Annotated in this window: 12 protein-coding genes; all 12 read left to right on the plus strand. The window is 62.8% G+C overall.

From position 1 onward, the window contains the following. Nucleotides 1-137: 137 nt before the first annotated feature. The 12 genes from ABUH87_RS18095 to ABUH87_RS18150 all read left to right on the plus strand — a co-directional run bounded on the left by ABUH87_RS18095 (nt 138) and on the right by ABUH87_RS18150 (nt 14393). Nucleotides 138-2288 carry a polysaccharide biosynthesis protein gene (locus tag ABUH87_RS18095; protein WP_367775520.1) on the plus strand — a complete coding sequence of 717 codons (2151 nt, stop codon included), beginning with the start codon at nt 138-140 and terminating at the stop codon, nt 2286-2288. Then, entirely contained in the window at nt 2288-3550 is a 1263-nt protein-coding gene (locus ABUH87_RS18100) for a DegT/DnrJ/EryC1/StrS family aminotransferase (RefSeq protein ID WP_367775522.1), read from the plus strand. Before ABUH87_RS18095 ends, ABUH87_RS18100 begins: the two co-directional genes overlap by 1 nt. Continuing rightward, on the plus strand, nt 3547-4389 hold the full coding sequence (locus ABUH87_RS18105) for a sulfotransferase family protein (RefSeq protein ID WP_367775523.1): 843 nt from the start codon (nt 3547-3549) through the stop codon (nt 4387-4389). The genes ABUH87_RS18100 and ABUH87_RS18105 overlap by 4 nt, the downstream gene beginning before the upstream one ends. A 181-nt stretch (nt 4390-4570) precedes the next feature. Beyond that, entirely contained in the window at nt 4571-5146 is a 576-nt protein-coding gene (locus ABUH87_RS18110; RefSeq protein ID WP_367775524.1) for a polysaccharide biosynthesis/export family protein, read from the plus strand. Nucleotides 5147-5181: 35 nt separating this feature from the next. Further along, on the plus strand, nt 5182-6378 hold the full coding sequence (locus ABUH87_RS18115) for an outer membrane beta-barrel protein (RefSeq protein ID WP_367775526.1): 1197 nt from the start codon (nt 5182-5184) through the stop codon (nt 6376-6378). 40 nt (nt 6379-6418) lie between these two features. Then, the gene (locus ABUH87_RS18120) at nt 6419-7552 is read left to right on the plus strand and encodes a glycosyltransferase family 4 protein (RefSeq protein WP_367775528.1); all 1134 of its coding nucleotides are present in this window, start codon (nt 6419-6421) and stop codon (nt 7550-7552) included. Then, a complete protein-coding gene (locus ABUH87_RS18125; protein WP_367775529.1) occupies nt 7552-8469 on the plus strand; it encodes a sulfotransferase domain-containing protein in 918 nt (305 codons plus the stop codon). Before ABUH87_RS18120 ends, ABUH87_RS18125 begins: the two co-directional genes overlap by 1 nt. Beyond that, on the plus strand, nt 8448-9602 hold the full coding sequence (locus ABUH87_RS18130; RefSeq protein ID WP_367775530.1) for a glycosyltransferase family 4 protein: 1155 nt from the start codon (nt 8448-8450) through the stop codon (nt 9600-9602). Before ABUH87_RS18125 ends, ABUH87_RS18130 begins: the two co-directional genes overlap by 22 nt. Beyond that, complete coding sequence (locus ABUH87_RS18135) at nt 9599-10315, plus strand: metallophosphoesterase family protein (RefSeq protein WP_367775531.1); 717 nt, start codon at nt 9599-9601, stop codon at nt 10313-10315. Before ABUH87_RS18130 ends, ABUH87_RS18135 begins: the two co-directional genes overlap by 4 nt. Continuing rightward, a complete protein-coding gene (locus ABUH87_RS18140; RefSeq protein WP_367775532.1) occupies nt 10297-11295 on the plus strand; it encodes an ATP-grasp domain-containing protein in 999 nt (332 codons plus the stop codon). Before ABUH87_RS18135 ends, ABUH87_RS18140 begins: the two co-directional genes overlap by 19 nt. After that, nucleotides 11279-12226, plus strand: coding sequence for an NAD-dependent epimerase/dehydratase family protein (locus ABUH87_RS18145; RefSeq protein WP_367775533.1), 948 nt, complete (start codon nt 11279-11281; stop codon nt 12224-12226). Before ABUH87_RS18140 ends, ABUH87_RS18145 begins: the two co-directional genes overlap by 17 nt. A gap of 127 nt (nt 12227-12353) precedes the next feature. After that, nucleotides 12354-14393, plus strand: coding sequence for an acyltransferase family protein (locus ABUH87_RS18150; protein ID WP_367775534.1), 2040 nt, complete (start codon nt 12354-12356; stop codon nt 14391-14393). Nucleotides 14394-14422 lie beyond the last annotated feature (29 nt).

Consider the following 14422-nt stretch of genomic DNA (forward strand, 5'->3'; position numbering starts at 1 on the left):
CTGGTTCACCTGCACCTGACCGCCCCGCAACGGGCATCGGGATATAAGTCCTTCGATCGATTTTCTGCAGTCGCGCGGCCTGTACTTCTTGAGCCTGAGCAACGCTGGCGTTTGCTCCAGATGGAAGGAACGGAACGATGGCGGGCAGTGGACTGGCATCCGCAGGAGAACCGGGGCTGCCCGGCAGCAAGCAGACCTTCAGCTTCGCGAACAGATGCTGGGCGGTACTGGAGCGGTTCGAGCGCAAATCGAAGCTGCGCAGTCCGCGTGCGTTCTGGTTTGCGCGTCTGGGCGCGATCCTCACGCTCGACGTTATGGCCGTCCTCGTCACGCTTCGCGTCACACGCGCAATGCTGCCCGGCGTTCGCACGCTGCAATCGATCAACGACCTGTGGTTCGGCCTTGCGCTCTCACTGCTGACAGTGGTCGGGCTTCAGATCGGCGGCGTCTACCGTCACAGCTGGCGCTACACGACTCCCGCCAACGTGCTGCATCTGGGCGGTACACTGTTCGCAACCCAGGTTCTCATCTGGCTTGCGACCGCCAGCTTCATCATCCCGCAACGGGTCTACCGCGCAGAACTGTTCACGTTCATCGGAACGCATATCGCGCTGATGATGGCGGCGATGATCTCCGTCCGCCTCATCAGGCGCGGCGTGCGCGAGCATATCAATTCGCATCGAAACCGCAGGATGAGCGGGCCGCGGCGTCGGGTTCTTCTGCTTGGCGAGCTCGAGTGGGCTCATGCGATGATCGATCTGGTCCATACCGACCCCTCCAAGCTGGAGATTGTCGGCGTGCTCACTCCCGATGGGCGCGAGCGGAACCTGCGGCTCGGCAACGTCCGGGTCGAGGGCTCCCCCGATCAGCTAGTCGACATCGTAAATCGGCTCGACAACGCGGGCCGACGGCCCAGCAGCATCGTCGTGCAGGAGAGCAGCGACATGCTTGCTCCGCAGACGCTAGCCAGCATCGCAACTGTTGCCGATTCTCTGTCGCTGACGGTCGCCCGCTTCCGTCCGCCCTGGGCACACTCGCAATCGCAAACAAGCGGCGTCGAAATCGAGCGCATGCCGCTTGCGGACCTCCTCGGCAGGCCCGAAATCTCGATCCAACATACCTACGTCGAACAGATGATCGCCGGGCGGCGCATCATGGTCACAGGCGCGGGAGGCACGATCGGTGGCGAGCTTGTCCGCCAGCTTGCGACGTATGGCCCCGCGGAGATCGTACTGCTCGATCATTCGGAATATGCGCTTTACGCAATCGAACTCGATATTCGCGAGCGCTTCCCCGGCTTCACCATCCATGCCGAACTGTGTTCGATTCGGCAGCGGACGGCCCTCTGGCAAGTGTTCGAGCGTCGCCGTCCCGAGATCGTGTTCCACGCGGCTGCGCTGAAGCATGTTCCCATGGTCGAAGCCAACCCATGCGCAGGCGTGCACACGAACGTGCTGGGCACGCGCAACGTCGCGGACGCCGCCTGTGCGTTCGAGGTTCAGGCCATGGTACAAGTCTCGACCGACAAGGCCGTCAATCCGGTTGGGCTGATGGGCGCAACCAAGCGTTTGGGAGAGCTCTACTGTCAGGCATTGGACCTGATCGGCAGCTCCGATCCAGACAGCCCCCGGTTCTTGACCGTGCGCTTCGGCAATGTGCTGGGGTCCAGCGGATCGCTGATCCCGCTGTTCCAGCGTCAGCTCGCCGCCGGCAAGCCGCTGACGGTCACGCATCCCGATATCGAGCGCTTCTTCATGACAGTGCAGGAAGCCGTGCTCCTGATCCTTCAGAGCAGCGCACGGGCACTCCAGACCGACGCCGACCGCGGCACCATCTTCGTTCTTGATATGGGCGAGCCCTTGCGGATCGTCGACATCGCCAAGCGGCTGATCAGAATGCAGGGACTTCGTCCGGACATAGACGTCCCGATCAAGTTCATCGGACTGCGGCCAGGCGAAAAGCTCTACGAGGAACTGTTCGACAGCAGTGAAGCGAAGATCGAGAGTGCCATTCCCGGCATCTTCGAAGCCATGCCCTCTCCCATTCCGCTGCATATGCTGATCAGGGGCTTCAATCGCCTTCAGGAACTGATCGACCTGGGCGACACAAAGGCGCTGTCCGAGCTGACGCATGCGATGGTCGGGTCCTCCTCCAAATCTCGCTGGTCCGAGATGCTGCGCCGCCTTGATGACGCCGCCACCACAGATGTCGTCCCGTCCATCGTTCCCCCGGTCAACGATGAGCCGCAGCAAATGCCTGGCTGGACTGGAAAGAGGCTAGCGTCCTGATGTCCACCGCTCCCACCCTGACTTACACCTCGCCCTTCCCTGGGGAAGCTCGCCGGGTCAGCCCTCTGGACGATCCTGCGCGTCGCTGGCCGCAGTACGAAGAGGACGAAATAGCCGCAGTCGCCTCAGTTCTGCAAAGCGGACGTGTCAACTCGCTCATGCACGGTGACCAGTCACGCGCCTTCGAAGAGGAGTTCGCTCGCTTCTGCGGAGTTCGCCACGGGATCGCGGTCGCTAACGGTACGCTGGCGTTGGAACTCGCGCTGCGGGCATTCGGCGTCGGGCCCGGCTACGAAGTCATTGTGCCCGCCTGCAGCTTCTTTGCGACAGCCGCATGCGTTGTTGCGGTCGGCGCCACTCCCGTCTTCGCGGACATTGAGGCAAACGGCCTCACCATCGATCCGGCCTCCGTCGAACGCATGGTAAGCCAGCGCAGCCGCGCTATTTTATGCGTGCATCTGGGGGGGCGTCCCTGCAACATGACGGCCCTTCGCGATGTCGCAGACCGGCACGGCCTCTGGTTGATAGAGGACTGCGCGCAGGCCCATGGGGGGACATTCGACAGTAGGCCGCTGGGCAGCTTCGGCGATGCGGCCGCATTCTCTTTCTGCACGGACAAGATCATGTCCACCGGCGGTGAAGGAGGCATGCTGCTCCTTAACGACGATACGCACTGGGCCCGCGCCTGGGCTTACAAGGACCATGGGAAGAACCCTGAAAAGGTGCTGAAACCCACCAGCGGCAATGGCTTCCGTTATGTGCACGACACCTTCGGCACGAACTGGCGCCTGACCGAGATGCAGGCAGCCATCGGTCGTCTTCAGCTGAAGAAGCTGCCACGCTGGCTAGAGCAAAGGCGACGCAATGCAGGCGTGTTGACCGAACTCCTCTCCCAGGAGGAGCGTCTAGTGCTTTTCGACACTCCTCCTGGCGCCGAGTCTGCTTGCTACCGCTTCTATTGCGCCCTCAGCCCATCCGCTCTGTCGGACAGGCTCACCCAAAACGCGGTCCTCGCGGGTTTGGTGGCGCGGGGCATCCCTGCGGGCAGCGGCTCATGCCCCGATATGTCCCAAGAGGCGGCATTCGGCGCACCGCCGCCAAAGCGGGACGGCGCGCTCGCTGTCGCTAACGAGATCGGCCGCAGAACCATCGCCTTTCCGGTCGATCATCTGCTCGACGAAGACGACATGCGGCGCATGGCTGCAGCGCTTCGCGAAACGCTGAACGAGCTTTCCGAAACATCTCCGGAGTCCCTTTCATGAACTCAACAGGGTTGCCGCAGTTCATCATCATCGGTGCAGTCAAGGGCGCCACCACATGGCTCCATCATCAATTGCAGCACCATCCGCGAGTCTACCTTCCTGCGCCGGAGCCGCACTTCTTCAGCCAGCATCACGAGCAGGGACTCGACTTCTATCGCGGCTTTTTCTCCGGCGCAGCGCCCGGAAAGATGCTAGGCGAGAAGTCAGCCGACTATCTTGCCCATCCACTTGCAGCGAAGCGCATAGCTGAAACGCTGCCCGATGTGCGGCTGGTCGTGCAGTTACGCAACCCGGTCGACCGCGCATATTCCGATTACAAGATGCTTTTCCGCCGGGGCACTGTGACCCGCGGGCCGGAGGCATACCTTCACCCCAACAATCGCGAGCAGCCCCGCTTCATCGAAGACGGCCTCTACGCCGCGCACCTGAAGCGTTGGCTTAAGTTTTTCCCGCGTGAACAACTGCTGGTGCTTCTGTTCGAGGACGTGAAGAGGGATCCCATCGGCACCGTATCGAGAGTGTGCGACCATTTGGGACTGCCGGTCCACTACTCGGAAGAGATCGGCGACACTCCGCGTAACGACAGCAGCGAGCAGTTCCTCCCGCTGCGAGTTAGAACTGCCCTCGCTCCATTGAAGGAGGCAGTTCGGCCGCTGCGGGGCAACGCGATGTTCGAAGGCATGCGCCGCGTTCTCGCGAGGGAGATCCGCTACCCCCCCCTCTCTCCCAGCCTTCGCAGTCGGTTGACCGACTTCTACGCCGACGACGTGGCGGAACTTGAAAACCTGATCGGCCGCGACCTCTCCACCTGGCGCGCGCCACGGCGTCAGGCCGCGTGACGGCCTGACGCCGACTAGCCGGGCTCTCCTGCCATGCTCTTCGAGCTTCTCCTTTGGAGGTAGACCGAGAGCTCCAGAGCCCGCGGCATTGGCCCTTTGCGCCAGGACGCTGACCTGAATTGCACAAGTTTCAATGCCCCCTTCCGGCTAGTTTCGAACCGCAGGAAACAGGAGAGCGGAAATGGTCTCGCACAAAGCATGGGTCGCAGCCCTGTCGCTGGCTTTGAGTCTTGGCGGGTGCGGCAATGGACTTTCACAGCTTGCGGCGCTGCCCAGTTCACCTGTCAACACGTACCGCGTCGGCGTGGGAGACGAGCTGCGGGTGATGATCCCCGAACTGACCGAAGGAAACGGTGCCAACGTCACTTACGTGGTCAACGAAGGAGGTAATCTTTCGCTGCCGGTCCTGGGAGACGTGCCGGCCAGCGGCAAGACCGTGCCGGAGTTGCAGCAAGACCTGGTGCAACGGTTGGTCAGCGCGCGCCTGCTGAGCGCCCCAACCGTCAGCGTCCAGCCTGTGCGGCTCCGCCCGATCTATGTCCTGGGAGAAGTGCAGAAGCCCGGCGAGTACGCCTTCAGCCCCGGCATGTCCGTCCTTTCGGCGATAGCCGCGGCCGGCGGCTACACTTTTCGGGCGAAGGAAAGCGCAGTGGGGATCACGCGGATCATCGACGGGAAGCAGACAACCGGCCGCGCCAGCGAGAACGACATGCTTCAGCCCGGCGATGCCATCCGCGTCTATGAGCGCTGGCTGTGAAGCGATTGGGACGTCAACTTACTGCGGCTATCGGCATGATGACGGTACTACCGTTCACCTCAGGAGCAGCGAAGGCGCAGGAGCTCAGGCCCGTCGCTTCGGTGCTGGGCATTCAGGACGAGGAGTACGAACCCCGGCCACTCAGCGTTGCGGGAGGAAACCTGTTCCTGGGGGGAACGGCCCGGCTGGAGTATGACAGCAACATCTACGCCCAGGAGTTCGACGAGACAGACGACATCAAAGTCATTGCCCAACCCTACGCACTGTGGCGCAGGCAGGCGGGAGCATTCGACTTGACCGGCTCGGCTGCGCTGAATGCCCGCAAATTCTTCAACAACTCCAGTGAAGACGCCGTGGCGGCCGACGTCGAGGCAGGCGTGCAGTGGAAACCCACGGCCGTCGATCTGATCGGCCTCAAGGCTGCCTATCGCCATATCGTCGAGGACCGCGGCGAGCCAGAGGGCCGGACCAACCCCCGCCTCGGCCCCCGTGAACTCGACTCCCTTGAAGGCGAGGTGGAGCTTGCGCATGAGTGGTCGAGGCTGGGCATCAGCGTTCGTGGCCTTGGCGCGCAGCTTCGTTATGACGACCTCAGCGATCGGAACCGCGACCTTAACCGCTATACGGGTCTCGTCCGGCTGAGCTACCGCCTGTCTGGTAACGTGCGCGGCTTCGGGGAAGGCGCTGTCACGCGGCGCGACTTTCGCTTCACCGAGATCGGCGGCGAGGATCGCGATGCGACGACCTACTCGGGACGTCTTGGAGTCTCGGTCGATCCCGGCGGGTTCATACGCGGTGAGGCAGCTGTTGGCGTCTACCGTTTCACCCCTGATAGTTCTCGCTTTGACTCCCGAACCGGCTTCTCGGCACAGGCTGGGCTGATCTACCAGCCCCGTCAGCGCATCGCTTTCACGCTCGACGGTTTTGTAGGCGATGTCGCCACCTACCGCACCGGTGCGCAGTCTCGCCAAGATACGCGCGTGCAGTTCGGTGTGCAGCAGGAGTTGTTCCATAACCTGCGTTGGCAGGGCAGCCTTGTCTATCGCCGCAGCGCCTACTTCGGGACCGACGTTCGTGAGCGCACTTACGCCGGCCTCGCAGAAGTCGAGTATCTCGCCAGCCGCCGGGTCAGCTTTGGTCTTCTGGTCAGGGCAGCGACCCGCAACAGCAGCGCCCCGCTGGAGGACTTCGAGCGTCTCAGGGCCGCAGTCCAGCTGAAGGTCTCACTGTGACCCGCCCGCTCACACCACTAGCATCGAAAGGAGCCGACAGATGTTGATGGCGCGCTCTCGCACTCCAAGCATTGCTTTCGTCCTGCAGGGCCTTGGCGCAGGTGGTTCGGAACATGTCGTCAGTCAGCTGTGCAACCACTTTGCAGGCAAAGGCTGGAAGGTAACGCTGCTCGCCTTCGACGACAGGGATACAGAGCCCTACTATGCACATCATCCCGCCGTGCAGGTCATGCCCCTCGGCCTCAAATCGAAGCGCCAGGGGCCCCTTGCCGCTGCCGGCTATTATCGCGAGCGTCTGAAGCTCTTGCGCAGTGCGTTTCAGTTCGTCGCACCCGATCTGGTCGTGAGTTTTCTGACGCGGACCAATGTGCTCAGCGTGCTTGCAGCGGGACGCAACGGCCCTCCGGTGCTGGTTTCCGAACGCAACAACCCTGCGCTTCAGACAGTAGGTCCGATATGGGAACTGCTACGGAGGCGCACTTATGCGCGCGCAGTTGGCCTGGTGACGATGACGGAGGGGGCGATGCGCCACTTCCCCGCGAGCATGCGAAAACGAGCCTTCGTCATCCCCAATCCATCAACCCTGCCGCCTGCCGCGGCTCAGCGAAACGCTGGGCAACCAACTATCGGAGCGGTGGGCCGGCTCGTTCCACAGAAAGGCTTCGATCGGCTCATAGAGGCTTTTGGCCGGTGTGCCGCTCAGATCCCGGAGTGGCGCCTGATCATTTGGGGCGAAGGTCCAGAGCGCGCCTCCCTCGAAGCGCAAAGGGACCACCTCGGCTTGACCGACCGGATCCTCCTCCCCGGCGTCACGCGCGAGGCGGGTGGATGGATCGGCGCGACCGACGTTTTCGTGCTGTCCTCACGCTTCGAAGGCTGGGGGCTGGTGCTCAGCGAGGCCATGGCGGCAGGCCTGCCTGTCATCTCTACGGACTGCGAGTGGGGCCCCAGCGACATGATCGAGCCCGGCAAGAGCGGCGTCCTTGTCCGCAACGGCGATGAGGCCGCGCTGGCCGCTGCGCTCGTACAGGTGTGCGGCAATGAGGAGCTGCGCACCAGCCTGGGTGATGCGGCGCGGAAACGGATGACCGCATTCGAGCCCAGCCGCGTACTCAAGCTCTGGGAAACCACGATCGAACAACTGATCGACGAGAACATGAAGGCGATGCGGTAATGATGAGCCAGAACATCAAGACCCTCCTTCGGTCGGCGCGGCGGCGCTACTGGCACGAGCCTCAGTTGCGCGCTGCTGCCATGCGCGCAGACGCCGTTCTGGTGTCGTTTCCGAAGAGCGGGCGAACGTGGCTGCGCTATCTTCTGTCATGCTATCTTGCAGAGCTGGCGGAGCTTGGTTTTCAGCCAGACCTTGCCACGACGTTCCGCGTGCTGCCGAACTTCGACCGCAGCCCCCACCGGGGCGTCGAGGGGTTCGTTGGCAAACGCCCCAACCTTCCCCTCATTCTTGTAAGCCATCTGCCCTTTGACGAGCGCCTGTTCCTGGATCGGCCTGTCATATTCCTGGTCCGCGATCCGCGGGATGTGATCGTCTCCGCATACTTCCATGCGACCCGTCACAAGCGGGTCTTCGATGGTCCTGTTGGCGCTTTTCTTGACGATCCAACCTATGGTTTGCCCGCTCTGATCTCGTTTACGAACGGCTGGGCGGGTGCCCTGACCACGCGTAGGCATCTGGTCCGCAGCTACGAAGCGCTGCATTCGGACACCGAGGAAGCCGTCACTGGCATCCTGCATTTCCTGGGCGTGAGCGTAGATGACGGCGCCCTGGAACGCGCCATCGCGTTGGCTCAGTTCGACCGGATGCGCAAACGCGAGCAGGAGCAAGGGATACCCGACCACGAATACGACCGCGCCGACGCTCAGAGTCTGCGGATGCGCAGCGGCAAGGCCCAGGCCTTCGGAGATGTCTTGTCGCCAACAGAGGCCGACCATGTGCTGGAAGCCTGCGCCCGAGGTCTCACCGCTCATGGGCGGGCGCTGCTTGCAGCCACCGGCGTGGACTTAGAAGATCATGGCATGTTGCCAAGAATGGAGTTTCAGGGGGAAGCGCTGTGCGCATCTGCTCCGTCCTGACGACCTTCACCGCAGGAGGCGCGGAGACGCTCGTAGAGAACCTCTCCACGACCTTTGCCGCGCGCGGGCACGAAGCCACGGTCCTCTCGCTCAGCGATGCCGCTCAGGTCGGCAATCCCGTAGAAGTCGAGCAGCAAATGCGTGCAAGGCTGGAAGCGAGCGGGGTCGGGACCCGATCCATGGCGCTGGCAAACAGGCGCAAGTTCGTGACCGGCGCAGTGACGCTGCGAAAGGCCCTGCAAGCCATTCGTCCGGATGTGATCCACTGCCACACCGCTGGCGCCGTCCCGATGCTCGGCCTCGCGGGTGCACGAGTTCCCGTGGTGCTCACCCATCACAACAGCCGCCTCAGCTTTCCCCCGCAGGCGTACTGGATATTCGACAGGATCGTCAGCCGGTATGTGGCGATCAGCCAGCAGTGCGAAGCACAAACCCGTCGCCATGCCCGTCGCCCGGTGCGCACGATCCTGAACGCCGCCAATAGCCGTTTCCAGGCTGCGCGCCCGCGAACTGCCCCCGCCCAGGATCCCGTCATTCTGGCGGTGGGAACGCCTTCGGAGCAGAAGGACTACGCCACCTTGGTACAGGCGGCCGTACTCCTCCGTAATCTCATGAAAGCGGAGGGGCGGCAGCCGCTGGTTCGCATCGTCGGGGGCGGCGCTCTGGTGGAGGACCTTCGCGAGATGGTCCGGCAGGCCGCCGTCAGCGACATCGTGGACGTAACCGGGGCACGAAGTGACGTGGACACGCTCATGCGTGAAGCCGATGTCTTTGTGAATTCGTCGCTGTGGGAGGGCTTCCCGATCGCCATGATCGAGGCATCCATGTCGGCCCTGCCAATCATCGCCACCGAAGTGGCAGGCAATCGCGAGATGGTTACGCCCGGCATAAACGGCATCCTGGTACCGCGGGGCAACCCGGAAGCGCTCGCCAGCGCAATCGCGAACGTTCTGAGCGACCCCGCGCTCTACAGCAGCCTCTCGAAAGGGAGCCTCGCATCGGCCGAGCGGTTTTCCATCGACCGCTGCGCCGATGAGCACTTGGCGCTTTACGGTGAGATCGCTGGCGCACGCAGGTCGGATCGCGGCCACTCTCTGCACGAGCACTCAGCCTTGCGAAGGGATGCGGCATGAGGATCGCCATGATCAGCGACGTGCATGCCGTCGCCTCCGCCTTCGAAGATGCGCTTTGTGCGGCGCGGGCCGAAGGTTTCGACGAGTTGCTGATACTTGGAGACCTCCTCACTTACGGCATCGCACCAACAGAGACGCTCGAACTGGCTGCCGAGGCCGTGCAGCGCGATGGTGCCGTGCTGTTGATGGGCAACCACGACCAACTTTATCTCGATCTCGCCGACGGCAAAGGCGCATACCGCGACGGCCTGCCGGAGTGGCTCCGTGAATCCGTAGACTGGACAGCGCAGCGCACCGATGCCGATGCCTTACGCGCGTTGCCCTGGCAGCAGGACTGGCGCACCGGCCCGATCTTTACGGCTCACGCGAACCCGTTTGCGTTCGGCGACTGGACTTACCTGAACGACGATGCCGCCATGGGGCGAGCGAGCGCCGCGCTCTACACGCGCGGTGCACGCTATGGCGTCTTCGGACACACGCACCGCAGCCGCCGCTACAACGACCCGATTGCCGAAATCCATACCCTGCCCTCGCTCGGGCAACCCCGTGATCGCGCCGATCAGCGGCTTTACTGGACGATGGCGGAACTGAGGGATGAACTGACGCTCTCATCCCGCCCCGTCGCCTTCGACCGCAAGGCGCACTGCCGCGCACTGCATGCCACTTCCATGTCCTCCCAAACAAAGAGCCATTTATGCAGCTGGTTCCTCTGAAGGCGCTCGTCACAGGCGGCGGCGCGGTCCTCGGCCAAGGTATCATCAAGGCGCTGCGAGGAAGCTCGCTCAAAGCCGAGATAATCGCCGTGGACCCTAACCCCCTTTCTTCCGGTCTTTATTGGGCAGACCGGGGCTGTCGCATACCGATGGCGTCGCAGCCGGGTTACCGGGATGCGATCTGGGAGGTCGTGGCGCGGGAAAACCCGGACATCATTTTCGTCGGCACGGACGTGGAACTCAGCTTTTTCGCGGAGCACCGGGCATCGCTGGAGGCGACCTTCGGCACGAAAGTGGTGGTGAGCGATCCGCGTGTCGTCGCCATCGCGGAGGACAAGTTCGACACCTTCCGCTTCATGCAGAGCAAGGGGTTCAATCCCCCTGCCTCGGCCCTGCCTGAGGAAACGGTCGCTTTGTCCAAGCTGATAGAGCAAGTCGGATTTCCGCTCGTCGTGAAGCCAAGGATCGGCGCGCGGTCGGCGGGAGTGTCGGTGGTCCATGACAAGGCTGCCCTCGATCGTGCGCTGGAAGGCCGGCGGGGTTTGGTCGTTCAGGAGTGCGTGGGAAGTGACGAGACCGAATACACGGCAGGCGTCGTGGTCTTCGACGGCAAGACACAGGCGTCAATCGTGCTGCGGCGCGACCTGAGGGACGGTAACACCTATCGCGCCTATGCCGGCAACTACAGCGCTCTGGATGAGCAGGTCCGGGCCTTTGGCGAGGCACTCGCCCCCTTCGGGCCGGCCAACTTCCAGTTCCGCACGGACGCGGACGGGACGGCCCGCGTCTTTGAGATCAATGCACGCTTTTCCGGTACCACGCCGATGCGCGCGATGCTGGGTTTCAACGAGGTGGAGATGTGCCTGCGCAAGCTTCTCTACGAGACCCGGATCGAACAGCCGCAGGGCCGCCCAGGCGTGATCCTGCGGTATCTTCAGGAAATGTACGTTCCCGAAGAGCAGATTGCGGCTGTGGTCTGAGGACATGCGGATCGCGCTGACGGGAGGCGGCGGTTACATCGGCCGCCACTTGGTGGAGCGCCTGGCATCAACGGGTCACATCTTGCGCCTGCTGAGCCGTCGCCCCGTAGCCCCGGCCCATCCGCGGATCGAAACGGCCCAGTTCGACCTTGACGCAGAGATCCCCGACGATGCCCTCCGTGGCTGCGATGTGCTGGTGCACCTTGCCGCCTCTATCCCCGCCGATCACGATGATCCGGCCAGCGCCGAATACTGCTGGCGCCTCAATGCTTTTGGCACGCTCAGGCTTGCAGAAGCAGCAGCGCGTTCAGGGGTACGGCATCTCGTGCAGACGACCAGCGGCAATGCTTATTCGCCAGGGAAGGGAGCCGCACGTCGGGAGGATGACCCGCTGATGCCCGTAAGTCGCGGATTCTATCTCGGGTCGAAGCTGCTCCAGGAAATCTACGCGAGAGAGGTTTGCATGCGTAAGGGCGTTGCCCTGAGTACGCTACGGCTCAGCTCGGTCTACGGCGGCATAGGAGCGCTCGGCCTGGTCGCCTCTCTCATCGAGAGATTTTCGTCAGGCGAGCCCGTGCACCTGGATAATGGCGGATTGTTCGGCGCTGACTTTGTTCACGTGGAGGATGTTGCCCACGCAATCCTGCTGGTCATCAGTTCCGGTGCCACCGGAGTGTTCAACGTCGGATCGGGTGAACGAACGACAGTGCTGGATTTGGCGCGGTCGGTCGCGCGCCTGTGCAATGCTCCCGAAGAGCTCATCATGATAGCGCCGGCCTCTGCAGATCCCGACAGCGGCTTCGCGCCGCTCGACTGTTCCCGGATGCGTGCCCTCGGCTATCGTCCGCGCACGCTTCGTGACGGCCTCGGGCAAATTGTCGGCTCGGACGACCCAAAGCCGCCGTCACCCGTGCGCTATCCATCCCCATGACGCCGGTTTCCATCCCCTCCTACCCCGTTGGCGTACCGCCGAAGAGCGATGGAGTACTCAGCCCACACTGATAGGTTCGCCCGGCCTCGCCGTGCTGACGGGGCGACGTTTACCGAGCGGAGATCCGATGCTTATCGCCCAAGCGCTTGCTTCCAAGCTTGCTCCTCCGCCACCGGCCGCGGGCGGCGCAGTGAAGTATCGCGCCGACATCGATGGCCTGCGCGCGTTGGCCGTCTTGGTAGTAGTGCTTTATCACGCCAGGCCGAGCATCGCACCGGGCGGCTTTGTTGGCGTAGATGTGTTCTTCGTCATTTCCGGTTACCTGATCACGCGCCTGCTTGATCAAGATATCGCCGAGAACCGCTTCTCGCTCTTCCGTTTTTACGAGCGGCGCGTTCGTCGCATATTTCCTGCTCTTTTCGCCATGCTGGCGGTGACGACCTTCGTCGCGGCACTTCTCCTCATCCCCAGCGACTTCCGCGCGTTCGGGCGAAATGCGGTGGGTGCTGCCGCCTTCGTATCGAACATCTTCCTCTGGCTACAAGGCAGCTACTTCGAAAGCGCAGAGGCCAGACCTCTCCTCCACACGTGGTCCCTCGCCATCGAGGAACAGTTCTACCTCTTCTTTCCGCTCGTGCTTGCGGGGGTACGAAAGGCGTGGCCGGGAGCGACAGTTCCCCTGCTGGCAGCCATCGCTCTCTGCTCTCTTGCGGCAAGTGTCGTCATGCTCCCAATGGACCCGACGGCGGTGTTCTATCTTCCACACTACAGGTTCTGGGAACTGCTGGGGGGTAGCCTCATCGCCCTCGGCATGGCTCCGCGCTGGACGAACTCCTTGTGGCGAGAAATCGCAAGCACAGCCGGGCTGTGCATGATCCTGGTCGCCGCTTTCGGCTTTTCCGACACCACCGCATTTCCCGGAATGGCGGCACTCCTCCCCTGTGTTGGAACGATGCTGGTGATCCACGCAGGCGAAAGTGGCTCAACGGCAGTGAGCCGGATGCTGGCGATCAGACCCATGGTCGCCGCCGGGCTGATCTCGTATTCGGTCTACCTTTGGCACTGGCCGCTGATCGTTTTCTTCACGTATTACAACATCGACGAACCCACGCTGCCGCAATCGGCGGTGCTGATCGTCCTCTCGTTTGTCCTCGGCGCGCTCTCGTGGCGTTTCATCGAACAGCCTTTCCGGCACGGATCGAAGCGGAAATCGCCCCAGGAGCGCCGCATGTTCGCCACGGCACTCGCTGCGATCGCCGGAACATTCGCTGTCGGATCGACGATCTATTTCGCACGCGGTTTCCCGGAGCGTTTTCCCGACGAGGTGCGGGTGCTGTCAGCCTTTGCCGGATCACAGAACATGCTGGCGGACGAGTGCTCGTCCACTCACCTGCAACTCATGCCTCGCTCCCCTTGCACGATCGGCAATCCGGATGCGGCTTCACTCTTTTTGTGGGGGGATTCCCACGCTGGCGCTCTTTACGGCGCCCTTCAGGAGATTGCACGCACTGGGCCGGGGACGGTCTATGCCGCGACACCTCGCTGCCCTCCGCTGATTGGCTTCGGCACGGACCCGAACTGTATTGCAGGCAACCAGAAACGCCTCGACCACGTGCTCAGCCACCCGGAGATCACGACCGTGATCATCGCGGCGCGCTGGTCCTTGTACTCGCGCGGCCGGGCCACGAAGATCGGGCCTGCAGAGACCAACTCCGATCTTCCCGTGTTGCAGAACGTATCGGGCAATGAATACCCGCAATTCACTCCTGAAGCACTCGAGGCTTTCAGGCGCGGTCTCTATGATCTTGTTGGGAAGTTGCTCGATGCCGGCAAAGAGGTCGTCATTATCTATCCTGTACCTGAGATGGGGTACGACATACCATCTACGATGGCGCGCCTCGCCGCGGAAGGCCGGAGGCCTGAGGCATTCGCGGTGTCGGAGAAGAGGTTCCTGCGTCGGCAGCGCTTCTCCATCCCTCTGCTGGACGGTCTTGGAGAACACCCGAAACTAACCCGCGTCTATCCGGACCGCACACTTTGCCCGTCGGACCAGTGCCTGGGGTACATCGACGGCACGCCGCTGTACTTCGACAGTCACCACCTGAGCATACCCGGCTCGAAACGCCTGGAGCCCGCGCTTGAGGCGGCGCTGAACGAGGGCGCCTGAGTGACGAGAGGCTCACGCCTGCTCTTCTG

It is taken from the genome of Novosphingobium rhizovicinum (assembly GCF_040813635.1).
Taxonomy (GTDB): domain Bacteria; phylum Pseudomonadota; class Alphaproteobacteria; order Sphingomonadales; family Sphingomonadaceae; genus Novosphingobium; species Novosphingobium rhizovicinum.